Origin of the sequence: Polaromonas naphthalenivorans CJ2 (genome assembly GCF_000015505.1) — a bacterium.
GTDB classification, from domain to species: Bacteria; Pseudomonadota; Gammaproteobacteria; order Burkholderiales; family Burkholderiaceae_C; genus Polaromonas; species Polaromonas naphthalenivorans.
In genome coordinates this window covers 1,167,449-1,191,221 of sequence record NC_008781.1, presented here as the reverse complement: position 1 = coordinate 1,191,221, position 23,773 = coordinate 1,167,449, and the positions used below count along the sequence as shown (strand labels likewise).

General features: G+C 66.0%; 19 protein-coding genes and 1 pseudogene. 11 read left to right on the top strand and 9 right to left on the bottom strand.

The window, feature by feature from the left end:
• The first annotated feature begins 4 nt into the window (after positions 1-4).
• Positions 5-904 (top strand): phenylalanine 4-monooxygenase, encoded by a 900-nt coding sequence (gene phhA / locus PNAP_RS05595; RefSeq protein WP_011800527.1) that lies wholly within the window; start codon positions 5-7, stop codon positions 902-904.
• Complete coding sequence (locus tag PNAP_RS05590) at positions 901-1,605, top strand: SDR family NAD(P)-dependent oxidoreductase (protein ID WP_011800526.1); 705 nt, start codon at positions 901-903, stop codon at positions 1,603-1,605. The genes phhA and PNAP_RS05590 overlap by 4 nt, the downstream gene beginning before the upstream one ends.
• Before the next feature lie 14 nt (positions 1,606-1,619).
• Here PNAP_RS05590 and PNAP_RS05585 read toward each other — a convergent pair whose 3' ends face one another.
• Positions 1,620-1,988 (bottom strand): PepSY domain-containing protein, encoded by a 369-nt coding sequence (locus PNAP_RS05585; RefSeq protein WP_011800525.1) that lies wholly within the window; start codon positions 1,986-1,988, stop codon positions 1,620-1,622.
• A gap of 190 nt (positions 1,989-2,178) precedes the next feature.
• Here PNAP_RS05585 and PNAP_RS05580 point away from each other — a divergent pair, with 190 nt between their 5' ends.
• Positions 2,179-2,394 carry a hypothetical protein gene (locus PNAP_RS05580; RefSeq protein WP_041376546.1) on the top strand — a complete coding sequence of 72 codons (216 nt, stop codon included), beginning with the start codon at positions 2,179-2,181 and terminating at the stop codon, positions 2,392-2,394.
• A gap of 75 nt (positions 2,395-2,469) precedes the next feature.
• Here the strand turns inward: PNAP_RS05580 and PNAP_RS05575 are convergent, their stop codons facing one another.
• A complete protein-coding gene (locus tag PNAP_RS05575) occupies positions 2,470-3,264 on the bottom strand; it encodes an SDR family oxidoreductase (protein WP_011800523.1) in 795 nt (264 codons plus the stop codon).
• A gap of 112 nt (positions 3,265-3,376) precedes the next feature.
• Here PNAP_RS05575 and PNAP_RS25545 point away from each other — a divergent pair.
• Positions 3,377-3,898 (top strand): annotated as a pseudogene (locus PNAP_RS25545) (RNA-guided endonuclease InsQ/TnpB family protein); the annotation flags it as partial.
• A gap of 96 nt (positions 3,899-3,994) precedes the next feature.
• Here the strand turns inward: PNAP_RS25545 and PNAP_RS05565 are convergent.
• The 6 genes from PNAP_RS05565 to glgC form a co-directional block, all read right to left on the bottom strand.
• Positions 3,995-4,381 (bottom strand): nuclear transport factor 2 family protein, encoded by a 387-nt coding sequence (locus PNAP_RS05565; RefSeq protein ID WP_011800522.1) that lies wholly within the window; start codon positions 4,379-4,381, stop codon positions 3,995-3,997.
• 120 nt (positions 4,382-4,501) lie between these two features.
• The gene (locus PNAP_RS05560) at positions 4,502-5,839 is read right to left on the bottom strand and encodes a 3-deoxy-D-manno-octulosonic acid transferase (RefSeq protein WP_011800521.1); all 1,338 of its coding nucleotides are present in this window, start codon (positions 5,837-5,839) and stop codon (positions 4,502-4,504) included.
• Complete coding sequence (gene waaC / locus PNAP_RS05555; RefSeq protein WP_011800520.1) at positions 5,836-6,960, bottom strand: lipopolysaccharide heptosyltransferase I; 1,125 nt, start codon at positions 6,958-6,960, stop codon at positions 5,836-5,838. Before waaC ends, PNAP_RS05560 begins: the two co-directional genes overlap by 4 nt.
• 64 nt (positions 6,961-7,024) lie before the next feature.
• The gene (locus PNAP_RS05550; protein WP_011800519.1) at positions 7,025-8,407 is read right to left on the bottom strand and encodes a phosphomannomutase/phosphoglucomutase; all 1,383 of its coding nucleotides are present in this window, start codon (positions 8,405-8,407) and stop codon (positions 7,025-7,027) included.
• 150 nt (positions 8,408-8,557) lie between these two features.
• Positions 8,558-10,042: a glycogen synthase GlgA gene (glgA, locus tag PNAP_RS05545; protein WP_011800518.1), complete on the bottom strand. Its 1,485-nt coding sequence runs from the start codon at positions 10,040-10,042 to the stop codon at positions 8,558-8,560.
• On the bottom strand, positions 10,039-11,307 hold the full coding sequence (glgC, locus tag PNAP_RS05540) for a glucose-1-phosphate adenylyltransferase (protein WP_011800517.1): 1,269 nt from the start codon (positions 11,305-11,307) through the stop codon (positions 10,039-10,041). Before glgC ends, glgA begins: the two co-directional genes overlap by 4 nt.
• Positions 11,308-11,399: 92 nt before the next feature.
• On the opposite strand from glgC, the gene PNAP_RS05535 reads away from it, so the two are divergent.
• The 7 genes from PNAP_RS05535 (at position 11,400) to PNAP_RS05505 (ending at position 23,047) form a co-directional block, all read left to right on the top strand.
• Entirely contained in the window at positions 11,400-14,009 is a 2,610-nt protein-coding gene (locus PNAP_RS05535; protein WP_086000559.1) for a glycogen/starch/alpha-glucan phosphorylase, read from the top strand.
• 35 nt (positions 14,010-14,044) lie between these two features.
• Positions 14,045-16,234, top strand: coding sequence for a 1,4-alpha-glucan branching protein GlgB (gene glgB / locus PNAP_RS05530; protein ID WP_011800515.1), 2,190 nt, complete (start codon positions 14,045-14,047; stop codon positions 16,232-16,234).
• The gene (gene glgX / locus PNAP_RS05525) at positions 16,222-18,318 is read left to right on the top strand and encodes a glycogen debranching protein GlgX (protein ID WP_041376544.1); all 2,097 of its coding nucleotides are present in this window, start codon (positions 16,222-16,224) and stop codon (positions 18,316-18,318) included. Before glgB ends, glgX begins: the two co-directional genes overlap by 13 nt.
• A gap of 10 nt (positions 18,319-18,328) precedes the next feature.
• A complete protein-coding gene (gene malQ, locus PNAP_RS05520; protein WP_011800513.1) occupies positions 18,329-19,834 on the top strand; it encodes a 4-alpha-glucanotransferase in 1,506 nt (501 codons plus the stop codon).
• An 83-nt stretch (positions 19,835-19,917) separates the two neighbouring features.
• Entirely contained in the window at positions 19,918-21,453 is a 1,536-nt protein-coding gene (locus PNAP_RS05515; protein ID WP_011800512.1) for a DNA-3-methyladenine glycosylase 2 family protein, read from the top strand.
• Between the two features lie 119 nt (positions 21,454-21,572).
• Entirely contained in the window at positions 21,573-22,097 is a 525-nt protein-coding gene (locus PNAP_RS05510) for a methylated-DNA--[protein]-cysteine S-methyltransferase (RefSeq protein WP_011800511.1), read from the top strand.
• A 17-nt stretch (positions 22,098-22,114) separates the two neighbouring features.
• Positions 22,115-23,047 carry a DMT family transporter gene (locus tag PNAP_RS05505; protein WP_011800510.1) on the top strand — a complete coding sequence of 311 codons (933 nt, stop codon included), beginning with the start codon at positions 22,115-22,117 and terminating at the stop codon, positions 23,045-23,047.
• 13 nt (positions 23,048-23,060) lie between these two features.
• Here the strand turns inward: PNAP_RS05505 and PNAP_RS05500 are convergent, their stop codons facing one another.
• Positions 23,061-23,726: a DUF1345 domain-containing protein gene (locus tag PNAP_RS05500; RefSeq protein ID WP_011800509.1), complete on the bottom strand. Its 666-nt coding sequence runs from the start codon at positions 23,724-23,726 to the stop codon at positions 23,061-23,063.
• Between the last annotated feature and the right edge of the window lie 47 nt (positions 23,727-23,773).

The following is a 23,773-nucleotide window of genomic DNA, read 5'->3' as shown; positions in this document are numbered from 1 at the left end:
CGCCATGCCAGCACCCTTGAAGGAAACCACCAAGCACGGGCTTGCAGCGGGCGACGCGCAACGCCCGGAACGCGCCGACTGGACCATTGAGCAGGGCTGGGATCGCTACACCGCCCAGGAACACGCCACCTGGAAGACGCTGTTCGAGCGCCAGAGCCGGCTGCTGCTGGGGCGCGCCTGCGACGAGTTTGTCAGCGGCATGGCCGATCTGCCGATTGGCGCCGACCAGATTCCCGACTTTCGCCGCCTCTCGGACATCCTGATGCAGCGCACCGGCTGGCAGGTGGTCGCCGTGCCGGGGCTGGTGCCCGACGAGGTGTTTTTCGAGCACCTGGCGAACCGCCGCTTTCCGGCCGGCCAGTTCATCCGCAAGCCCGATCAGCTCGACTACCTCGAAGAGCCCGATGTGTTCCACGACGTGTTCGGCCATGTGCCGATGCTGATGAACCCGGCGATTGCCGACTACATCCAGGCCTACGGCGCAGGCGGCTTGCGGGCGCAACAGCTCGGCGTGCTGGACAAGCTGGCGCGCGTGTACTGGTACACCGTCGAGTTCGGCCTGGTCAAGCAAAAGGACGGACTGCGCATCTATGGCGCGGGCATCGCCTCGTCGGCCTCCGAGAGCGTCTTTGCGCTCGACGATGCGTCGCCCAACCGCATTCGCTTTGACCTGGAGCGGGTGATGCGCACAAACTACCGCATCGACGATTTCCAGGAAACCTACTTCGTGATCGACAACCTGGACGAGTTGCTGGCCCTGGCCCGGATCGACTTCGCGCCCTTGTACGAGCGCGTGCAGGGCCAGCCGGACTACGAGCCGGGCTCGGTGCTGGCGTGCGACCAGGTCATCACGCAGGGAACCGGCCGCTACCACACCAACAAACGCCAGGGAGTGACGCCATGAGCTTCGAGAACCAAACGGTGATGGTGACCGGCGCGGCCGGCAACCTCGGGCAGGCGGTGGCCGCCGCCTTTGCCAGCCAGGGCGCGCGGCTGGTGCTGATCGGCCGACAGACCGAATCACTGCAGGCCGCCTTTGGCGACGCGGGCGACAAGCGCCTTTTCCTGGCCACCGACCTGCTCGACGGCGCGCAGGTCGCGGCCGCGCTGGCGGCGGCGGTGGCGCGCTTCGGGCGCGTCGATGTGCTGTGCAACCTGGCGGGCGGCTTTCGCATGGGCGACGCGGTGCATGAAACCGCCGACAGCACCTGGGATTTCCTGATGGACATCAACGCCCGCACCGTCCTGAACACGGCGCGGGCCGTGGTGCCGCACATGCTGGAGCACGGCGGCGGAAAAATCGTCAATGTCGGCGCCTATGCGGCGCAAAAAGGCGCGGCACGCATGGCCGCCTACTGCGCGTCCAAGAGCAGCGTGATTCGCCTGACCGAAGCCATGGCGGCCGAACTGCGGGCCAGGAACATCAACGTCAACTGCGTGCTGCCGACCATCATCGACACCCCCGAAAACCGCGCGGCCATGCCGGCGGCGGACCCGCTGCACTGGGTCGCTCCGAAGGATCTGGCCAGCGTGATTGTTTTCCTGGCATCAAGTGCGGCCCGCGCGGTGCATGGCGCGGCGCTGCCGGTGAGCGGCTTGAGCTGAGTGCTGCCCGGCCGTCAATACCCTATGGCGGACGCCGGTGCATGGGCAGCGCTGGCCGCGCCCGGCCCCTGAAGAATCACGTTGCGCTTGACGATTTCGCCGGTCACGGGGTGGTAATACGCCTCCACCACATCGCCATTTTTCTTGATGGCGTAGAACTCGTAGCATTGCGTTCTGGAGACCTTGAAGTCCACCCGCAAATACTCGCCCACCCCAAAAATCGCCTTGATTTTTTTCTCGCCCAGCCACGCCTGGCCGGGTAGCGTGGAGCACACGATGCGCTCATTCGGCGTGCTGGCCTGAGCCACACCCGCGCCGCAGGCCGCCAGCAGCACACCGCACGCCAGCACTGCCGCCGCGCAAGCACCATGGTTTTTCTTCATATATTTGCCCCTGATTGGATGATCTGCCGCCGCCACACTTTGCAACGGTCAGAACACCAAGCTTATGCAGCCGAGCTTAGGATTTTCTGAAGAGGCCAGGGCCGGCCGCCGGGGATTCGAGCAGGTAGGATAGTCGGCCCAAGGCAGCGCCATTTCGCCTCTGCCCGGCCCATTTCACTCCACGCACCCCATGAAACACGACCTCTTCCCGCAGCACTGGCTGGACAACAAGCTGCTCGACGACGGCTTCATTCTTCAAAAGGCCCACGCGCTGGCCGCCAGCCCGCAGCCCCGCCCGCTGGACGCGTGGCTTGCTGCGCGCCTGAACCCGCATGGCTCCTTCCCCCGCTGGGGGAAGGCCGGGATGGGGGCCAGCGCAGCCCGCTCAAGCACCGCTACTGAATAGATAGCTGCTCGCGCCCGCCCAGTATGCGCAAACGGCCTGAAAGGCTTGAAATCCGTGACGATTCCGACTAGTTTCTCAATAGCTTCTGGTGAATCCGCCGTCGTGAAGGATGTTGAGCCCGGTCATGTGGTCGGAGAACGCCGACAGCAATCCTTCGACCGCAGCGGCCACCTCATCGGGGGTGCCGTACTTCCTCAGGGGAATGTTCGAGGTCTCTTCATTCATGCGTTGCGCCACCGTCATCCCCGCCCCGGCGGCGCGTTTTTCAAGCGACGCGCTATAGCCCGGCGTGAGCGTTCCGCCCAGCGACAGCGTGTTGACGTGAATCCCCTGCTCGCCGAACGCGAACGCGAGCGTCTTGGCTTCGGCCAGCCAGGCGCAGCGAATCACGTTGCTTGACGCGTAGTGGCCCATGACCTGCGCGGAGGAGATGCCGGAAATGATGACGATCTTGGCCCTGCGCCCCTGCGCCGGATCAGGCTGCATGCGCGCGATGGCGGCCTTGAGCAGCGACAGTGGACCGACAAAACTGTTTTGAAGAATCTCGCGCCACCGCTCGCTGCTGGGCAGGGGGTCGTTCGTCGGCGGCTCCTGGGGCGGCATCAGGACGGCACCGTCCAGGATCAGGTTTCTGGCGCTCAGTTCCTCGGCAAATCTCTTCACCGAGTCATCGCGCGTCATGTCCACGCCAATCCATGAGAAGGCGCCGGGGCAGGTGTTCGACAGTTCAGCGCAAAGCGACTGAAGCCGGCTGGCATCGCGGGCCGCAAGAAGCAGGGAGTTCCCCGCTTTGGCCAGCCGGTGGCAGACGGCCAGTCCAATGCCGCCGGTCGCGCCGGTCACAAGAATCGTTGGGGACGCACTGGGCATGATCCACTCGCTTTCTTGCAAAATCCGATGGTAGCGCCGAAGGCATGGGGCCGCCAGTTCGGCTGTCCTCTTCTAACTCTGAAACAGCGTAATAGCTGCCTAAAATGCCAGCATGCAGCGCCTCCAGGCCTTCAAATACGAACTCATGCCCAACGGCGAACAGCAGCGTCATATGCGCCGCTTTGCCGGGGCCTGCCGCTTCGTGTTCAACAAAGCGCTGGCATTGCAAAAAACCAATCACGTGGCGGGCGCAAAGTTCATGAACTACGTGGCGCTGGCCAATAAGCTACCAGGCTGAAAGCAGGAGTTCGAGTGGCTCAGGCAAGCGCCATCGCAAGCCTTGCAGCAGGTGTTGAAAGACCTGGAGCGCGCCTGGAAAAACTTCTTTGACAAACGCGCCGCCTTCCAGAAGTTCAAGAAAAAAAGTCAGCGTGAGAGTTTTCGTTTTCCGCAGGGCTTCAAGCTTGACCAGCCCAACAGCCGCATCTTCCTGCCCAAGCTGGGTTGGATGCGCCATCGCAACAGCCGCGACATTCTGGACACTGCCAAGAACATCACCATCAGCCAGGTCGGCGGCAAGTGGTTTGCCAGCATCCAGACCGAACGCGAACTGGAACAACCCGTACCGACAGCCATGTGGCGTCGAACTTCGTCGAACTGTCCATGCTGACCGGCGACGGCCGCGTTCGGCCCTGACCAGGCCGCCCCGCGCAAAACCAGCAAGCGATTGCTACATCCCGTAACGCGCGGCCGTGTTGAAAAATCCGCGCCAGCGGGTGACCTTGCCGTTTTTCACCGTGAATACATGGACCCATTCGCTCTCGAATTTTTTCCCGGTGTCAAGCGCGGTGGAATTTTCCCAGCCCAGCACCGTGACATGCTCATCCGCCTCAATGAATTCTCGCGGCTCGAAAGCGTGAATATCGTCGGTGCGCGGTATGGCTGCAAAAAAGTCGGCCACTTCCTTTTTGTTTCGCCGCCGTCCGGCATACGGCAAATTCGCCGAACCGACGAACTCCCAATCGACCTCGTCGGCGACCAGATTCAGCATCGCCGGCACATCCCCGCGGCCAAAGGCCTCGTAAGCCTGTTGCACGATAGTGGTAGCTGCACCCATTTTCATTCCTCCTGTTTCAACGTCCTGGTGTGAAAAACTGGAATTACACGCAAAAAGTCTAGGCTCTCTTGAAGGCTGTGCCTATCCCACAAACGTGTGTCACCAAAAATGAAATGCAGATTACAAATACCCCCGCAGCGCCTCCAGCGTCCTTGCCGTCGCGCCCCGGTTGCGCGCGGCGAACGCCAGCCCGGCCGCCACCGCTTTGGCCAGCCCGGCCGCATCCGCCGCCAGCGCCAGCCCGGCCTGCACGCCTTGCGCCATGCCGGCCACGCGCAGCGCGGCGCCCTCGGCCTCGGCCAGTTCGGCCGCTTCGGTGAAATTGAAGGTGTGCGGCCCCATCACCACCGGGCAGCCGCAGGCGGCGGCTTCGATCAGGTTTTGCCCGCCCAGCGGCGCAAAGCTGCCGCCCAGCAGGGCGACATCGCTCAAACCGTAGTACAGCGCCATCTCGCCCAGCGAGTCGCCGAGCCAGACATCGGCGTTCATCGCTTCCATGCTGTCGGCGGGGCTGCCGGTCCAGTGCGAGCGGCGCGACACGCGCAGGCCGTGCCGCGTCGCCAGCGCGGCCACCTCGTCAAAGCGCTGCGGGTGGCGCGGAACGACTAGTGCCTTGCATCCGCCGGCCAGCTGGCTTGCTACTGAATTCATAGCTGACTGTGCATACTGGACGTGCACAAAAGCCTTTATTTGCTTAAAAAACAGGTCTTCTTCGCCTTCGCGCGAGCTGGCGAACATCAGCACCGGCTGCGCCAGCGCCTTGCGCCACCTTTGGCCTGTCGCCAGTTGGGCTGCATCTGGCGTGGCGTCGAACTTGAGGTTGCCGAACACGCCCTGAACCGGCGCGCCCAACTGGCGAAAGCGGCCGGCATCGAGTTCGGTCTGCGCGTACACCGCCAACAGCGCGCCATAGGCCGGCAGCGACAGCGCCGCCATGCCCTGCGCCTGCTTCAGGGACTTGGCCGACAGCCGGCCGTTGACCAGCACCAGCGGCATGCCTCTTGTCTTGGCCTGGGCGATGACGTTCGGCCAGATTTCGGTTTCCATCAGCAACCCGAGGCGCGGCTTGAAGTGAGTGAAAAATCGTTTCACCGCCGCCGGGCTGTCCCACGGCTGCCAGACCTGAATGTCGCCGGGCTGGCCAATGGACTTGAGCAGCGCCCGCCCCTCTTCGCGGCCGGTGGCGGTGCCGTGCGTGAGCAGCAGGCGCAGCGCCGGATGCTGCTTGCGCAAGGCCTTGAGCAGCATGGCGGCGGTGCGGGTTTCGCCCAGCGACACGGCATGCACCCAGACCAGTTCGGAATTTGTTTCAACCGGCTGGGAATAATGGCCAAAGCGCTCGTCCACGGCTTCGAGGTAGCCGGGCTCCTGCCGCCCCCGGCGCGCCAGCTTGCGGCGCAGCAGCGGCTGGCCGAGCGTCATCAGCACCGAATACAGCCCGCGCGCCCAGCCGCTCATGCGCCGCCAGCCCCGCAGCCTGATGAAGCGAGTGGATCGAGTGAATCGGACGGCTTGCCCTTGACCATTTCAAGGCAGCCCAGCCAGGCCTGCCAGACATCGTCCACGCTGGGCACGGGCTTGGCGAACACGCTGACCTGCCGGCCGGCGGCTGAATCGGGGCCGGTGCGCCAGGCGGTGTCGAAGTTGTAGAGCTGCACATGCGGCAGGTCGAGCGCCACGGCGATGTGGCTGACGCCGCTGTCCACGCCAATCACGCCGACGCAGCGCGCCAGCTCCTGCGTCAGCGCATCGAGCGGCAGCAGCGGCCAGACGAGGGCATGGCCGGGCGCGCTCTCGTTGAGCACCCGGGCGATGGCCTGGCTTTTGGCCTGCTCCTTGGCATTGCCATGCGACAGCACGATCTGGTAGCCGGCCGCGTTCAGGCGGCGGCCCAGGGCGGTCCAGTACACCAGCGGCCATTCCTTGTCGGCGCGCGAGGTGCCATGCACGAACGCCACCGTATTTGCTATTCTTTCAGGAGCTGCAAATGCATGCTCAGCCTGCGCAAAATGCCTTTTTAATCCAAAGTCAGGGCTTGGCGGGAAGGTGTAGCCCAGCGCCCGGGCCGCCAACTCGCGCGAGCGCTGCACGGCGTGGATGTGCGGCGTGATGCGGATGGCCACGTCGGCCAGCCAGCGCGTTGGCGCTTCGTAGCCCGAGCCTTCGGTCTGGTTGGCCAGCGCGTAACGCTTGCCGCCGGGCGCCAGCCGCGCCAGCCGCGCCACCAGCGCCGATTTGGTCAGGCCCTGCAGGTCGATCACTGCGTCGTAGTCGGTCTGCCGCAAATCGGCCTTGAAGGCGTTCCACTGCTGGCGCGTCGCCGCCGCCAGGGGCGATTTGCGCCAGCGCCGGATTTGGCAGGGAATGATGCGGTTCAACCCGGCATTCAAGGCCAGCACCGGGGCAAACGATTGTTCAACCACCCAGTCAATCTGCGCTCCGGGAAAGGCGGCATGGATGTCCTGCACGACCGGCAGGGCATGGACCACATCGCCCAGGGACGACAGCTTGACCAGCAGGATTTTCACGCGGGAGGCCTGACGGGCGCGTTGCGGGCCATCACCGTCATTTCCGCGCACGCGGGAATCCAGTGCGGCGCGCGGAGATGGATTCCCGCCTTCGCGGGAATGACGGAACCATTGCTCAATGCGCGGCCGCTGCGAACACCGCGTCGGGTTTCACGCTGCGCAGCAGCACCAGCATGTCGGCCTGGATGCGGTCCAGCGCCGCTTGCGTCTGGCCTTCAAAGCGCAGCACCAGCACCGGCGTGGTGTTGGACGCGCGGATCAGGCCAAAGCCGTCCGGCCAGTCCACGCGCACGCCGTCGATGGTCGAGATTTTCGCGGGCGCTTCAAAATGCGCGGCCTGGATGAGCGCGGCCACGGCCGTGTGCTGCTCGCCTTCGGCGCAGGGCACGTTGATCTCGGGCGTGCTGAAGCTGGTCGGCAGGCTGTTGAGCAGCACGCCGGCGTCCGGCGCCTTGCTGACGATTTCCAGCAGGCGCGTGCCGGCGTAGGTGCCGTCGTCAAAACCGTACCAGCGCTCCTTGAAGAAGATGTGGCCGCTCATCTCGCCACCCAGCGGCGAGTTGACTTCCTTCATCTTGGCCTTGATCAGCGAATGGCCGGTCTTGAACATCAGCGGCACGCCGCCGGCTTGCTCGATGTCGGGCGCCAGGCGCTGCGAGCATTTCACGTCAAAGACAATCGTGCCGCCGGGCACGCGCGAGAGCACGTCTCTGGCAAACAGCATCATCTGGCGGTCGGGGTAGATGTTCTGGCCGTCCTTGGTGACGATGCCCAGGCGGTCGCCGTCGCCGTCGAAGGCCAGGCCGAGTTCGGCGTCGCTGGCCTGCAGGGTCTTGATCAGATCCTGCAGGTTCTCGGGCTTGCTGGGGTCGGGATGGTGGTTGGGAAAGTTGCCATCGACTTCGCTGAACAGCTCGATCACCTCGCAGCCGATGGCGCGGAAGATGGCCGGAGCCGTCGCGCCGGCAATGCCGTTGCCGCAATCGACGACGATCTTCATCGGCCGGGACAGCTTGATGTCGGACACGATGCGCTCCTGGTAGGCGGCCGTCACATCGACATGGCGCACGCTGCCGCTGTCCTTGAGCGCCCAGGTTTCGCCTTCCATCATGGCGCGGATGGCCTGGATGTCGTCGCCGTAGATGGCGCGCCCGGCCATGACCATCTTGAAGCCGTTGTAGTCCTTGGGGTTGTGGCTGCCAGTGACCTGAATGCCGGAGCTGCACAGCGTGTTGGCCGCAAAGTAGAGCATCGGCGTGGTGACCATGCCGACATCGATCACCTCGATGCCGACGGCGCTCAGGCCGCGCACCAGGGCGGCGCTGATGGACGGGCCGCTCAGGCGGCCATCGCGCCCCACGGCCACGGCGGTTTCACCCTGCGCCAGCGCAATGGTTCCAAAGGCCTTGCCGATGCCCTCGGCGACCTCCTCGGTGACGGTGGCGGGGACGATGCCGCGAATGTCATAGGCCTTGAAAATCGATGCTGCTACTTGCATGGTGAATGGCTCTTTTTAAAAGTGTTGCGGCAGTGCGTTGCCAGAGTGCAAAAAGGAAGGTGCCGGGAAGATTCTATACAGGGCGGGTGACGGGTAACCCGCCACGGCAGCAAGCAGAAAGCGAGCCAAAAGCGGGCCAGATACGGACTTTTACAGCTTGCCAGTGGCTTGCATCGCCTGCTGCGTTTCGCGGTACAGCGCCATGTACTGGCTGGCGGCCGCAGTCCAGGAGAAGTTTTGCGCCATGCCACGCAGCATCAGCCGGTGCCAGAGCGCGGGCTGGCCGTGAGCAGCAACGGCCTGGAGCAGCGCCTGCGCCAGCGCGGCGGGCGTGGCCGGGCCAAACATGAAGCCGGTGGCCCGGTCGGCCTGCACCGAAGCCTCGCTGGCGCCGACCACGGTATCGGCCAGGCCGCCGACATGCCGCACCACCGGCACCGTGCCATAGCGCAGGGCATACAGCTGGGTCAGGCCGCAGGGCTCGAAGCGCGAAGGCACCAGCATGGCGTCGGCGCCGGCCATGATGCGGTGCGCCAGGGCCTCGTCATAGACCAGCCGGACGGCGACGCGGCCGGGGTGCGCCGCTGCGGCGGCTGTAAATGCCGCTTCAAGCGCCGGGTCGCCGTTGCCCTGCACGGCCAGTTGCGGGCCGCCCGCCGCCGGAAAATTGAGCAGCGCGGGCAAGGCATCGAGCAGCAGGTCCAGCCCTTTTTGCGAGGTCAGCCGGCTGACGACGGCAAACACGGGCGCGCCGGCATCGACCGCCAAGCCGAGTTCGCGCTGCAGGGCCGCCTTGCACAGCGCCTTACCGTCCAGCATGTCGGCCGAATAAGGTGCGGCAATCAGGGGGTCGCTGGCCGGGTTCCAGACCGCGCCATCGACGCCGTTCAGGATTCCGGACACGTCGGCACCACGGGCGCGAATCACGCCGTCCAGGCCGCAGCCGAAGGCTTCGGTGGCAATTTCATGGGCGTAGGTCGGGCTCACCGTGGTGATGCGGTGGGCGTACTTCAGGCCGGCTTTCATGAAGGACAGCTGGCCATGGAATTCGAGCCCGACGGGCACCATCAGGCGCGACGGCAGGCCCAGCAGATGAAAGTCGTCTTCGTCGAACAGGCCCTGGTAGGCCAGGTTGTGAATCGTGTACACCGTGGCCGCGCGCGTGGCGGGGTGGCAGGCGGCATAGGCGCAGGCCATGGCCGCATGCCAGTCGTGGGCGTGCAGCACATCGGGCGTCCAGCCGGGGTCGAGTTCGCCGGCGGCCAGGTGCGCAGCCACCCAGCCCAGCAGGCCAAAGCGCTGCAGGTTGTCGGGCCACTCGCCGCCATCGGGCGCCAGGTAGGGATTGCCGGGCCGCTGGTACAGGTAGGGCGCGTCGATCACATAGGCCGGCACGCCGTTGTGCGCCAGCCGGCCCAGGCGCAGGGTGACGCGGCCGGCGCCGAAGACCGCCCCGATCTCGTGTACCACCTGCTGCTGCTCCACGCCCGCCAGGATGGCCGGCAGGCCGGGCAGCACCAGCCGGACATCGGCGCCGGCCCCGATCAGCGCTTCGGGCAGCGCGCCCAGCACATCGGCCAGCCCGCCGGTCTTGACGAGCGGATAAACCTCGGCGGCGGCATGCAGGACTTTCATGCGGCAATCCGGGCCAGCATGGTTTTCGTCACCAGCGTGATGCCGTTCGGGCTGCGGTGAAACCGCTGGCTGTCCAGTTCTGCGTCTTCGCCAATCACCATGCCATCGGGAATGACGCAGCCCCGGTCCACCACGACACGGGTCAGGCTGGCGCCGCGCCCGACCTGGACGCCGGGCAGCAGGACGGCCCAGTTGACCTTGGCATACGAATGGACCCGCACGCTGGAAAACAGCACCGAGCGAAACACATAGCCCGAAACGATGCAGCCGCCCGACACGGTGGACTCGATGGCCATGCCGCGCCGGTCATCGTGGTTGTGCACGAACTTGGCCGGCGGCAGTTGCGCCTGGTAGGTCCAGACGGGCCAGTGCTGGTCGTACAGGTTGAGTTCGGGGTCGGTCGCGGTAAGGTCGATATTGGCCTCCCAGTAGGCGTCGATGGTTCCCACGTCGCGCCAGTAGGGCTCGGCCACGTCGCTGGACGGCACGCAGCTCAGCGCGAACGGATGGGCCGCGACCTGCCCGTTCTTGACCGCGCGGGGAATGATGTCCTTGCCGAAGTCGTGGCTCGAATCCGGGTCGGCCATGTCGCGCGCCAGTTCCTTGTAGAGGTACTCGGCGTTGAAAATGTAGATGCCCATGCTGGCCAGCGACATGTCGTCGCGGCCCGGCATGGCCGGCGGGTCGGCCGGCTTTTCGAGGAATTCGGTCACCATGCTGTGCTTGTCCACCGCCATCACGCCAAAGGCGCTGGCTTCATGGCGCGGCACGGCGATGCAGCCCACGGTGCAGTCGCGGCCCTTGGCCACATGGTCGGCCAGCATCAGCGCGTAGTTCATCTTGTAGATGTGGTCGCCGGCCAGCACCACGATGTAGTCGGCGCCATAGCTCTCCAGGATGTCGTAGTTCTGGTGCACCGCGTCGGCCGTGCCCCGGTACCAGCTTTCGTTGTCGTTGCGCTGCTGGGCCGGCAGCAAATCGACGAACTCGTTCATCTCGGTTTTCAGGAAGGCCCAGCCGCGCTGCAGATGCCGCAGCAGGCTGTGCGATTTGTACTGGGTGATGACGCCGATGCGGCGGATGCCTGAATTGAGGCAGTTGGACAGCGCGAAGTCGATGATGCGGAACTTGCCGCCGAAATAGACCGCCGGCTTGGCCCGGCTGTCGGTCAGGTTCATCAGGCGGCTGCCGCGCCCGCCGGCCAGCACCAGGGCAATCGCCCGTTTCGGTAAATCAAGGCCTTGTGCAAGTTGATTGGTTTTCATGTGTCTCCGCCATGGGGATTTGAAGGGCTTGACCATCTTAATACCTGGGCTTGCGCAGGCAAGCCGCCTGGCAGGCATTTGAAGGGCGATTGATGGCAAAAAAACAGTTCGCACTTCATGCGCTGCGTGCGCCGCTGCAGCGCATCGCGAGGGCTGCCGGCCAGCGCTTTTCGCATGCGAGAATCGGCGGGATCAGGCGGCTGGCCCACTCCTTGCTGGTGTGCGTACCTGTCAATGCCTGTCTGCCGAACCTTGAAAAGGATACCGCTGTGAACTTGAATCCACCCATTGCCAAGCATGCCCTGGCGGCCCAGATCGAAGAACACCTGCTCTGCACCGTCGGCGTCGCCTCCGAAGACGCCACGCAAACCGACCTGATGCAGGCCGTCGCCCAGGTGGCGCGCCAGCAGCTCTCGCAGCGCTGGGTCGAAACCCAGGCGCACCAGCGTGCCGCCAAGGCGCGCCGGGTGGTGTATCTGTCGATGGAATTCCTGATGGGCCGCACCCTGTCCAACGCGCTGGCCGCACTGAACCTGACCGGCGGCGCCGCGCAGGGCCTGATGCAGCATGCGCAAACGCTCGAAGACGTGGCCGACCGCGAACCCGACGCGGCCCTGGGCAACGGCGGACTGGGCCGGCTGGCGGCCTGCTTCCTGGATTCGATGGCGACGCTGGGCCTGCCCTCGTTCGGCTACGGCATCCGCTATGAATACGGCATGTTCGCGCAGGACATCCAGGACGGCGCGCAGGTCGAATACCCCGACCCGTGGCTGCAGGACGGCACGCCGTGGGAATTCCCGCGCGCCGGCATCAGCTACCCGGTGCGTTTCGGCGGCTGGGTTGAGCACCTGAACGGCACGCCGGTCTGGCGCCACGCCGGCGAAGTCGCCGCCAAGGCCTACGACATGGTGGTGCCCGGCCACGGCACGCCGCTGGTCAGCACGCTGCGCCTGTGGAAAGCCGTGGCGCCCGCGCACATCGACCTGGGCGCCTTCAACACCGGCGACTACGCTAGAGCCGCCAGCACCAAAAACGAATTCGAGAACATTTCCTGGGTGCTCTACCCCAACGACAGCACGCCGGCCGGGCGCGAGTTGCGGCTCAAGCAGGAATATTTCTTTGTCGCCGCGTCGATACAGGATCTGGTCAAGCGCCACCTGGACGAGCACCCGACCCTTGGCAACCTGGCCGAGCAGGTGGCGATTCACCTGAACGACACCCATCCGGCCATCGGCGTGGCCGAGCTGATGCGGCTGCTGTGCGACGAGCACGGCATGCCGTGGGCCGAGGCCTGGGCGCTGTGCGGCAAGACCTTCTCGTACACCAACCACACCTTGATGCCCGAGGCGCTGGAAACCTGGCCGGTCGCCTTGATACAGCATGTGCTGCCGCGCCATCTCGAAATCATCTTCCGCATCAACAAGGAATTCCTCGAAATGGCGGCCCGCCACCGGCCCGGCGACAACGCGTTTTTGGCGCGCCTGTCGCTGATCGACGAGCACGGCGAGCGCCGCGTGCGCATGGCGCACCTGTCGGTGGTCGGCAGCCACAAGGTCAACGGCGTGTCGGCGCTGCATTCGGATTTGCTGGTGCAGACCATCTTTGCCGACTTCGCCGACATCTGGCCCGAGCGCTTTACCAACATGACCAACGGCGTGACGCCCCGGCGCTGGCTGGCGCAGGCCAATCCGCAGCTCTCCAGCCTGCTCGACGGCACGCTGGGCAGGCAATGGCGGCTGGACCTGGACCAGCTCAAGCGGCTGGACGAATACCGCCTTGATGCCGAATTCCAGGGCAGGTTCATGGCCATCAAGCGCGCCAACAAGGCGCGGCTGGCGGCCTATATCGAAAAAACGGCGGGCATCAGCGTCAGCCCCGACAGCCTGTTCGACGTGCAGGTCAAGCGCATCCACGAATACAAGCGCCAGCTGCTCAATGTGCTGCATGTGGTCACGCGCTATCAGGCCATATTGGCCAATCCGACGGCCGACTGGGTGCCGCGCACGGTGATTTTTGCCGGCAAGGCGGCATCGAGCTACCACACGGCCAAGTCCATCATCCGGCTGATCCACGATGTCGGCAGCGTCATCAACAACGACCCGCGCATCGCAGGCAAGCTCAAGCTGGTGTTCGTGCCCAACTACGGCGTGTCGGTGGCCGAGGTCATCATGCCCGGCGCCGATCTGTCGGAGCAGATTTCGACCGCCGGCACCGAAGCCTCGGGCACCGGCAACATGAAGCTGGCGCTCAACGGCGCGCTGACCATAGGCACCGACGACGGCGCCAACATCGAGATCCGCCAGAACGTGGGCGACGAGAACATCTTCATCTTCGGCCTGAAAACGCCCGAGGTGCATGCGCTGCGGCAAAGCGGCTACCAGCCGATGCGCTACTACGAAAGCCTGCCGGCGCTCAAAGGCGTGCTCGACGCGATTGCCGGCGGCCAGTTCTGCCCCAGCGAGCCGGGGCGCTACCGGGCGCTGGTCGATTCGCTGCTCTGGGGCGGCGACCACTATTTACTGCTGGCCGATTACGAGTCCTACATTGCCACCCAGCTTCGCGTCGATGCGCTGTACCGCCAGCCGGCGCAGTGGTGCGAACGGGCGACTGCCAACGTCGCGGGCATGGGCGTGTTTTCGTCGGACCGGACGATCCGGGAATACGCCAGCCAGATCTGGAACATTGAGCCTGCCACGCGCTGAGCAGAGTTTTTTGACCGCACCCGAGGACAAGTTTCATGCTGAACCCGCAAGAGATTGAACTGATTTGCAGCGCCCGCCACGGCGACCCGTTCTCGGTGCTGGGGCCGCATGCGCAGGACGGTGGCCTGTCCATCCGCGCCTTCCTGCCCAACGCCCGGCAGGTCGAGGTGATTGATGCCTGCTCGGGCCATCGGCTCGGCATGCTTGAGAAACACCATCCCGACGGATTTTTCGAAGGCGTTCTGGCGCTGCAGGCATCAGCGGCTTACGGATTGCAGGTGCAGTGGGACAACTACCAGACGGCCCTGATTGAAGACCCCTACCGCTTCGGGCCGGTGCTGGGCGAGGTGGATGTCTGGCTGCTCAGCGAAGGCACGCACCTGCGGCCCTATGAGATTTTGGGCGCCAACCAGCGCGTGATGGACGGCGTGGCCGGCACCAGCTTTGCCGTGTGGGCGCCGCATGCCGCGCGCGTCAGCGTGGTGGGCGACTTCAATGTCTGGGACGGCCGGCGCCACCCGATGCGGCTGCGGCGCGAGTGCGGCGTCTGGGAGATTTTCCTGCCCGGCGTGGCGCTGGGCGCGCGCTACAAGTTTGAAATCCTCGCCGCCGATGGCCAGGTGCTGCCGGCCCGCGCCGACCCGTATGCGCGCCAAGCCGAATTGCGCCCGGCCACGGCCAGCATCGTGGCAGGCATGCCGGCGCTCAAGCCTCCTTCAAATGAACGCCGGCAAGCCAATGCGCTGGATGCGCCGATGAGCATCTACGAAGTCCACCTGGGTTCGTGGCGGCGCATCCTTGACCCGGCCAGCGGCTGGCAGCGCTGGCTGAACTGGGACGAACTCGCCGACCAGCTGGTGCCCTACGCGCTGGACATGGGTTTTACCCACCTTGAACTGCTGCCGGTCAGCGAACATCCGTTTGACGGCTCCTGGGGCTATCAGCCAGTCGGCCTGTATGCGCCCACGTCGCGTTTTGGCGATGCCGACGGCCTGGTGCGTTTCATCGCGCGCTGCCACGCGTCGGGCATCGGCGTGCTGCTCGACTGGGTGCCGGCGCACTTTCCGACCGACGCGCACGGGCTGGGCAATTTTGACGGCACGCCGCTGTACGAATACGCCGATCCGCGCGAAGGCTTTCACAACGACTGGAACACGCTGATCTACAACCTGGGCCGCACCGAGGTGCGCAACTTCCTGATCGGCAACGCGCTGTACTGGCTGGAGCGCTTCGATGTCGATGGCCTGCGCGTCGATGCGGTGGCGTCGATGCTCTACCGCGACTACAGCCGCAAGCCCGGCGAATGGATTCCCAACCGGCATGGCGGGCGCGAGAACCTGGAAACCATAGACTTCCTCAAGCGCATGAACGACATCGTTGTCCAGGAGCGGCCGCAAGCCGTCACCATGGCCGAAGAATCGACCTCGTTTCCCGGCGTGTCGCGCCCGACGACGGCCGGCGGCCTGGGTTTTCACTACAAGTGGAACATGGGCTGGATGCATGACACGCTGCAGTACATGGCGCGCGACCCGGTGCATCGCCAGCATCACCAGGGCGAAATGACGTTCGGCCTGGCCTATGCCTTCAGCGAAAACTTCGTGCTGCCGATCTCGCACGACGAGGTGGTGCATGGCAAGGGCTCGCTGCTGGGCAAGATGCCCGGCGACCGCTGGCAGCAGTTCGCCAACCTGCGCGCCTACCTGGGCTTCATGTTCGGCCACCCCGGCAAGAAGCTGCTGTTCATGGGCTGCGAATTCGCGCAGCTGCGCGAATGGAACCACGACCAGAGCCTGGACTGGCACCTGCTGGATGACCCGCAACACGCCGGCGTGCAGCGCCTGGTGCGCGACCTAAACCAGCTCTACCGCGCCACCCCGGCGCTGTACCAGCTCGACTTTGTACCTGCCGGTTTTGAGTGGATGGACCACCAGGATGCCGCGCATTCGGTGCTCGCCTTCATCCGGCGCGGCCTGGATGCACGGAGTTTTATTTTGGTGGTCTGCAACTTCACCCCCACCGTGCAGACGGCTTACCGCGTCGGCGTTCCCCAGCCCGGCGAATACCGCGAGCGGCTCAACACCGACTCGGCCCATTACGGCGGCAGCAATGCCGGCACGCCGCTGGGCGCCGCCACGGCGGAACCCGTGGGCTGGCACGGCCAGCCGCAGTCCCTTTTGCTGAACCTGCCGCCGCTGGCCACCGTGGTGTTCGAATGGACCGCTTGAAACCCGTCCTGCTGCCCGGCCGGCCCTGGCCGCTGGGCGCCACCTGGGACGGCTACGGCGTGAACTTCGCGGTGTTTTCGGCGCACGCGCAGGCCATGGCGCTGTGCCTGTTCGACGAGGCCGGCACGCTGGAGACCAGCCGCCTGATGCTGCCCGCGCACACCGACGATGTCTGGCACGGCTACCTGATTGGCGCCGCGCCCGGCCTGATCTACGGCCTGCGCGCCGACGGCCTGTGGCGGCCCGACCGGGGCCACCGCTTCAACCCCCACAAGCTGCTGCTCGACCCCTATGCCCGCGAGGTCGTCGGTGATTTCGAGTGGCGCGATGAACACTTCGGCGCCGACCGCCAGCATCCGCTGCACATGGACACGCGTGACAATGCCGCGCTGGCGCTTAAAAGCCGGGTGGTGCATGACAGTTTCGACTGGGAAGGCGACCAGCCGCCGTGCATTGCGCTGCAGGACACGGTGTTGTATGAGCTGCACGTCAAGGGCTTTTCCCGGCTGAACCCCCAGGTGCCCGAAGCGCTGCGCGGCAGCTATGCCGGGCTGGCCCATCCGGCGTCGCTGGCGCATCTGCAGCGCCTGGGCGTCACCAGCGTCAGCCTGCTGCCGGTTCACCAGGCGCTCGATGAAGAGCGGCTGGCCGGCATGGGCCTGACGAACTACTGGGGCTACAACACGCTGGCTTTCTTTGCGGCCAGCCCCCGGCTGGCGTGCGGCCAGGACGGACTGACACCGCGCGATGAGTTCCGCGCCATGGTCAAGACGCTGCATGCGCAGAGCATCGAGGTGCTGCTCGACGTGGTGTTCAACCACAGCGCCGAATCCGATGGCACCGGCCCGACCTTGAGCTTTCGCGGGCTCGACAACGCCAGCTACTACCGCCATCCGCCCGAGTCGCCCGCTGCCTTCGAGAACCACAGCGGCTGCGGCAACACGCTGGACATCCGCCAGCCCAGAGTCTTGCAACTGGTCATGGACAGCCTGCGCTACTGGGTCAGCGAGATGCATGTCGATGGTTTCAGGTTCGACCTGGCGCCGGTGCTGGGCCGGGGCGACCACGGCTTCGAGCCGGGCGGCGCCTTTTTTACCGCCGTGGCGCAGGATCCGGTGCTGTCGCAGGTGAAGATGATTGCCGAGCCCTGGGACATCGGCCCGGGCGGCTACCAGGTCGGCGGCTTTCCGCGCGGCTGGCTCGAATGGAACGACCATTTCCGCGACGTGATGCGCGGCTTCTGGCTGCAGGACGACGATACGGCCCGCTCGCGCGGCGATTTTGCGCTGCGCCTGTGCGCCTCGTCCGACCTCTACCAGCGGCGCAACCGCGCGCCCAGCGTGTCGGTCAATTACGTGGTGTCGCACGACGGCTTCACGCTGCGCGACCTGGTCAGCTACAACGAGCGCCACAACGAAGCCAACGGCGAGGACAACCGCGATGGCCACGGCCACAACCTGAGCAGCAACTGCGGCATTGAGGGCGAGACCGATGACCCGCAGGTCAATGAGCTGCGCGGCCGGTTGCAGCGCGCCCTGCTCGCCACCACCCTGCTGGCGCAAGGCACGCCGATGCTGTGCGCCGGCGACGAACTCGGCCACAGCCAGCGCGGCAACAACAACCCCTATTGCCAGGACAACGAAATCACCTGGATTGACTGGACGCAAGCCGACGGCGACCTGATCGACTTCACCGCCTGGGTGCTGTCGCTGCGCCGCCAGCTGCTGCCCTTCGGCAACCACTGGTACAGCGGTTTGAGTGACACGCTGGGCCTGCATGACCTGTCGTGGCTGCACAGCAGCGGCCAGGCCTTGCAGGGCCAGGCGTGGCAGGGCAACAGCGAGCGCGTGCTCGGCTGCCTGATCGGCCGGCCGGGCCGCGCCCGGGCGCCGCTGCTGCTGCTGGTCAACCCCGATGCCGACGAGCATGATTTCATGCTGCCCGCCGGCGTCTGGCAAGCCGTGCTCGACACCGCCCATCCGCGCGGCCTGACCCGCTGGCACGGCCAGGGCGAAGCGCCCCTGCGGCTGTCCGCCCACAGCCTGATGCTGCTGGTGGCGGCCGGCACCGTACTCACCTTTTGAGCTCATCACCATGACCTTTCCCCGCGCCAGCGGCGTGCTGCTGCACCCCACCTCCCTGCCCGGCCCGCACGGCTGTGGCGACCTCGGACCGGCCGCTTATCACTTCGTGGACTGGCTGGTGACGGCGAAGCAGAGGCTCTGGCAGATCCTGCCGCTGGGCGGCATCGGCCCCGGCAACTCGCCCTACATGAGCAGTTCGGCCTTTGCCGGCAACCTGCTGCTGATCGACCTGGCCGAGCTGCAGCAGCACGGCTGGCTCGATGAAGCCGATTTGCTGCCCGACGCCGGCTTCAGCGATGCCCGCGTTCATTTCGGCGCCGTCGTGCCGTGGCGCATGGCGCGGCTTGAAAAAGCCGCAGCAAGCTTTGCGCACAACATCAGCGCCGCCGACCAGGTGGACTACGCGGACTTTTGCCTGCACCACGCCGTCTGGCTGGAGGACTACGCCCTGTTCATGACGCTGGCCGAACTCCACGGCGGGCGCGACTGGTGCGACTGGCCCGCGCCGCTGGCCCGCCGCGCGCCGCAGGCCCTGCAGGATGCCAGCGCCGCGCATGCCGAACGCATCGCCTTCTGGAAATTCGGCCAGTGGTGTTTTTACCGGCAATGGAAAAAACTGCGCGCCCATGCCAACGAGCGTGGCGTGAAGATCGTCGGCGACGCGCCCATCTTCATCGCCTTCCAGAGCGCCGAAGTCTGGGCGCGCCAGGAATTGTTCGAACTCGATGCCGATGGCCGGGCAACGGTCATCGCCGGCGTGCCGCCCGATTTCTTCAGCGCCACCGGCCAGCGCTGGGGCAACCCGCTGTACCGCTGGAGCGCCCATGCGGACGAGGGCTATGCCTGGTGGATCGAGCGCGTGCGGCGCATTTTCGAGCTGGTGGACATCGTTCGCATCGACCATTTCCGGGGCTTTGCCGGCTACTGGGAAATCCCGGCCAGCGAGCCCAACGCCATCCGGGGGCGCTGGCTGCCCGGCCCCGGCCCGGCGCTGTTCCATGCCATCGAAGCCGCCCTGGGCGAGTTGCCCATCATTGCCGAAGACCTCGGCGTCATCACGCCCGACGTGGACGCATTGCGCCATGAATTCAGCCTGCCCGGCATGCGCATCCTGCAGTTCGCCTTTGGCGAGGATGGCGCCAACGACAACACCAACGCCTACCTGCCGCACAACTTCGAGCGCAACACCGTCGTCTATACCGGCACGCACGACAACAACACCACGCAAGGCTGGTGGGCTGAAGCCTCGCCCGCCCTGCGCCAATACGTGCTGGACTACCTGGGCACGGGCGACGGCCACGACATCCACTGGCAACTGATCCGCGCCGCCTGCGCCAGCGTCGCCGACACCGCGATCCACCCGCTGCAGGATGTGCTGGGCCTGGGCGCCGAGCACCGCATGAACCTGCCCGGCCAGGGCGAAGGTTACTGGGAATGGCGCTTTGGCTGGGACCAGGTGCAGCCCTTCCATGCCGAACGGCTGGCCCGGCTGGGCAGCCTGTACCGGCGCGAATGACGGGCCGGACGGGCGGCCAAGAGGCGGTTTGACAGGTCCGGAAACGGCCAGTCGCCATCCCATGCGCGCCGTATCATGGCCGCATGACGACGAAAACCACCCTGCTGGCCGACGATGATTGCTACCTCGCGCTGAAGGCGAAGGACGCCCGTTTCGACGGCCGCTTCTTCACCGGCGTCACCTCGACCGGCATCTATTGCCGGCCGGTCTGCAGCGTCAAAACGCCCAGGCGAGAGAACTGTCGCTTCTTCCGCCATGCGGCGCAGGCCGAAAGCGCCGGCTTTCGGCCCTGTCTGCGCTGCCGACCCGAGATGGCGCCGCATTCGGTGGCCTGGTCGATCCAGGATGCGTCTTACATCCTGGCGCACCAGGCCGCCCGCCTGCTCGATGAGCCGGACAGCTGGAGCGACGAGGCACCCTCGGTCGAAAAACTGGCCGCGCGACTCGGTATCAGCGACCGCCATGTACGGCGGATCTTCGAGGCCCAGTTCGGCGTGACGCCGCTGCAATACCTGCAAACACGCCGGCTGCTGACCGCCAAGCAGCTGCTGGCCGACACCGATTTGTCTATCACGCAGGTGGCCCTGATGAGCGGCTTTGCCAGCGTTCGCCGCTTCAATGCCGCGTTCGCCCAGCACTACCACCTGAACCCGACGCAATTGCGCCGCCAGGGCGCACGGCCCGCAGGCGACGGCATCACCGTGCGGCTCGGCTACCGGCCGCCTTATGACGTGGCGGCGATGCTGGCGTTCATCGGCAAGCGCAGCATAAACGCTATTGAATTCATAGCTACTGATGCATACCAGCCGTGCGCAGGCAGGACATTTGGCATCGAATCCGGCGGTAAAACCCATGCCGGCTGGCTGCTGGCCCGGTTTGACGAGACGCGCTGCCAGCTGGTCGTGCAGGTCAGCGACTCGCTGCTGGGCGTGCTGCCGCTGGTGATCCGCCGGGTGCGCGCGATGTTCGACCTGGATGCCGACCCGGCCACCATCAACAGCGTGCTGCACGCCAGCTTTCCGGCGGGCGACGGCTTGCGGGTTCCCGGCGCGCTCGATGGCTACGAGCTGGCGGTGCGGGCGGTGCTGGGCCAGCAAATCACGGTGGCGGCGGCGCGCACGCTGGCGCAGCGCATGGTGAACCGCTTCGGCGCGCCGGTTGAAACCCCGTGGCCGCGCTTGAGCCGGCTGTTTCCGGCGCCCGCCGTGCTGGCCGCCGCCGGCGGCGACGCGCTCGGCCAGCTCGGCATCGTCAAGCAGCGCCAGGCCGCCATCGTCGGCATCGCCCGGGCCGTGGCCGGCAAACGCCTGCAGCTTCATGGCGGCGCCGATGTCAACGCGACGATTGCCCAGCTGAAGGAGCTGCCCGGCATCGGCGACTGGACGGCGCAGTACATCGCCATGCGCGCGCTGCGCTGGCCCGACGCGTTTCCGGCAGGCGACGTGGCCTTGCACAAGGCGCTGGGCGTGCAGGCGCTGAAAAATCCGGCGCGCGAAGCCGAACGCGCCTCCGCCGGCTGGAAACCGTGGCGCAGCTACGCCGTGATCCGCGCCTGGAGCGGCCTGCTGCACGCCGCACCTGTCACTGCGCCCACATTGGAAACGCCGGAATCGCTGTAAAAACAATAGCTATCAGCGCAGGTGCAGCATGCGCAAAAGCCTTAAAACGCTTAAAAATCAGCAAAAACCCCATTCCACAGCCGCCTGGGCAACCCGGCGACACTCTCAAGGAGACCATCATGAAATTCAACCCCTCCATCGTTCAAACCCGCATTCCCAGCCCGCTCGGAACCATCGTCATCGCCGCCACCGACAAGGGCCTGGCCGGGCTCTGGTTTGCCGAAAACCAGCGCTACCTGCCGCTTGAACTCATGGGTCCGGCAGCCTGGCCCGAAGACGCCAACCACCCGATCCTGCAGCAGGCCAGCCAGCAACTCGGCGACTATTTCGCCGGCCGGCGCAGCCAGTTCGAGCTGCCGCTGGATTTGAGCTGCGGCACGGCCTTCCAGCAATCGGTCTGGCAGACGCTGCTGGCCATTCCCCAGGGCGAAGTCACCAGCTATGGCGAAATCAGCCGGCGCATCGGCAAGCCGTCGGCGGTGCGGGCCGTGGGCGGGGCCATCGGGCGCAACCCCATCAGCATCATCGTGCCGTGCCACCGGGTGACGGGCTCAAGCGGCGCGCTGACCGGCTACGCAGGCGGGCTGGACCGCAAGACCGCCCTGCTCCGGCTCGAAGGCGCGCTGGCGGAGAGCCTGCCTTGAACGCGCGGTCCCCCGCGATGGGCGCGCCTGCCGCTGGTCTTGCCACGGCCAGCCCCAAAAGCTGGCTCACCGACTTCGTGCTGCTGGCCGCCATCTGGGGCTCGTCGTTTCTGTTCATGCGCATGGGCGCGGTCGAGTTCGGCGCACTGCCGACCGCCGCCGTGCGAGTGGCGATTGCGGCGCTGTTTTTGCTGCCGCTGGTGTGGCTGCGCGGCCTGATGCCCGAGTTGCGCAAACACTGGCGCCACACCTTCGTCGTCGGCCTGCTCAACTCGGGCATTCCGTTTGCCTGCATTGCCTTTGCGCTGCTGTCCATCAGCACCGGGCTGTCGTCCATCCTGAATGCCACGGTGCCAATGTTCGGTGCGCTGATCGCCTGGGCCTGGCTGAAGGACAAGCCGACCGCCTGGCGCATCGTCGGGCTGGCCGTCGGCTTTGCCGGCGTTGCGCTGCTGGCCTGGGACCAGGCGACGTTCAAATCCGGCGCCTCGGGCATCGCGCCCGGCTGGGCGGTGCTGGCCAGCTTGAGCGCCTGTCTTTGCTACGGCATCTCGGCGAGCTACACCAAGCGCTATCTTTCCGGCCTGCCGCCGCTGGTCACGGCCGCCGGCAGCCAGCTTGGCGCCACGCTGGGCCTGGCCCTGCCCGCGCTGTGGCTGTGGCCGGCGCGCATGCCGGGCGCATCGGCCTGGCTGGCGCTGCTGGCCGTCGGCGTGGTCTGCACCGGCATCGCCTACATCGTGTTTTTCAGATTGATTGAACATGCCGGCCCGCAGCGCGCGCTGTCGGTGACCTTCGTGGTGCCGGTGTTCGCGGTGCTGTACGGCGTGCTGTTTTTGGGCGAGTCGGTCACGCCGTGGATGGTGGGCTGCGCCGGCGTGATCGTCGGCGGCACGGCGCTGGCCACCGGCCTGCTCAAGCCCGGGCGCAGGCGCGCACCGCCGCGCTGACCGGCGCCATTCGCTACTGCAGCGCGCCGGCCACCACATTGATGCTGAGCGCCAGCACCAGCATGTTGAAGCCGAACGACAGCACGCTGTGCACCAGCGTGAGCCGGCGCATCTCGCGCGAGGTGACCTGCACATCGGACACCTGCGAGGTCATGCCGACCACATGGGCGTAATACAAAAAATCAAAATAGTCCGGCTCCAGCCCGCCCGGAAACAGCAGGCCCGGCCCACCCGGCTCCCCGCGCTGTTCTTCCTGGTAATAGCGGTGGGCATAGCGGAACGCAAAAATCGTCTGGATGAACAGCCAGGAGGCGATCAGCGCCACCACCGACACGGCGATGTGCAGGCTGCGTTCGGTGCCCGTCAGATCCTTGCCCTGCTGCTGCATCACCACGATGGCCGCCACGCAGGCCATTGCCGCCAGCAGCATCAGCAGGAACAGCACCACGCTGGGTTCATCCTGCGCCTGCGCCCGCTCGCGGGTGCGCTCGGCATCAAAGCGCTCGCACAGCCACCAGGCCAGCGTCAGGTAAACCGCCACGCCAACGCTCCAGCCCAGCAGGCCGCGAAACTGCCAGACCAGCGGCAGCGGCAGCGGCAGCGCAGCTGTCGCCAGCCCCGCCAGCAGGCCCGAGAGCAGGCGCTGCACGCCCGTGGTTTCAGAAACATGTTTGCGCATCGCGCCAATTGTCGGCCCGAGCTGCGCACGGCAATAATCAGCACTCC

What these genes read in the sequence shown, in the direction of transcription:
- glgC (WP_011800517.1), bottom strand. Translation starts at nt 11,307, where the DNA reads ATGAAAACCAATCAACTTGCACAAGGCCTTGATTTACCGAAACGGGCG.
- PNAP_RS05585 (WP_011800525.1), bottom strand. Translation starts at nt 1,988, where the DNA reads ATGAAGAAAAACCATGGTGCTTGCGCGGCGGCAGTGCTGGCGTGCGGT.
- PNAP_RS05560 (WP_011800521.1), bottom strand. Translation starts at nt 5,839, where the DNA reads ATGAGCGGCTGGGCGCGCGGGCTGTATTCGGTGCTGATGACGCTCGGC.
- PNAP_RS05500 (WP_011800509.1), bottom strand. Translation starts at nt 23,726, where the DNA reads ATGCGCAAACATGTTTCTGAAACCACGGGCGTGCAGCGCCTGCTCTCG.
- PNAP_RS05505 (WP_011800510.1), top strand. Translation starts at nt 22,115, where the DNA reads ATGGGCGCGCCTGCCGCTGGTCTTGCCACGGCCAGCCCCAAAAGCTGG.
- glgA (WP_011800518.1), bottom strand. Translation starts at nt 10,042, where the DNA reads ATGAAAGTCCTGCATGCCGCCGCCGAGGTTTATCCGCTCGTCAAGACC.
- PNAP_RS05510 (WP_011800511.1), top strand. Translation starts at nt 21,573, where the DNA reads ATGAAATTCAACCCCTCCATCGTTCAAACCCGCATTCCCAGCCCGCTC.
- PNAP_RS05515 (WP_011800512.1), top strand. Translation starts at nt 19,918, where the DNA reads ATGACGACGAAAACCACCCTGCTGGCCGACGATGATTGCTACCTCGCG.
- PNAP_RS05580 (WP_041376546.1), top strand. Translation starts at nt 2,179, where the DNA reads ATGAAACACGACCTCTTCCCGCAGCACTGGCTGGACAACAAGCTGCTC.
- PNAP_RS05535 (WP_086000559.1), top strand. Translation starts at nt 11,400, where the DNA reads ATGGCAAAAAAACAGTTCGCACTTCATGCGCTGCGTGCGCCGCTGCAG.
- glgB (WP_011800515.1), top strand. Translation starts at nt 14,045, where the DNA reads ATGCTGAACCCGCAAGAGATTGAACTGATTTGCAGCGCCCGCCACGGC.
- PNAP_RS05550 (WP_011800519.1), bottom strand. Translation starts at nt 8,407, where the DNA reads ATGCAAGTAGCAGCATCGATTTTCAAGGCCTATGACATTCGCGGCATC.
- PNAP_RS05590 (WP_011800526.1), top strand. Translation starts at nt 901, where the DNA reads ATGAGCTTCGAGAACCAAACGGTGATGGTGACCGGCGCGGCCGGCAAC.
- glgX (WP_041376544.1), top strand. Translation starts at nt 16,222, where the DNA reads ATGGACCGCTTGAAACCCGTCCTGCTGCCCGGCCGGCCCTGGCCGCTG.
- PNAP_RS05575 (WP_011800523.1), bottom strand. Translation starts at nt 3,264, where the DNA reads ATGCCCAGTGCGTCCCCAACGATTCTTGTGACCGGCGCGACCGGCGGC.
- PNAP_RS05565 (WP_011800522.1), bottom strand. Translation starts at nt 4,381, where the DNA reads ATGGGTGCAGCTACCACTATCGTGCAACAGGCTTACGAGGCCTTTGGC.
- phhA (WP_011800527.1), top strand. Translation starts at nt 5, where the DNA reads ATGCCAGCACCCTTGAAGGAAACCACCAAGCACGGGCTTGCAGCGGGC.
- malQ (WP_011800513.1), top strand. Translation starts at nt 18,329, where the DNA reads ATGACCTTTCCCCGCGCCAGCGGCGTGCTGCTGCACCCCACCTCCCTG.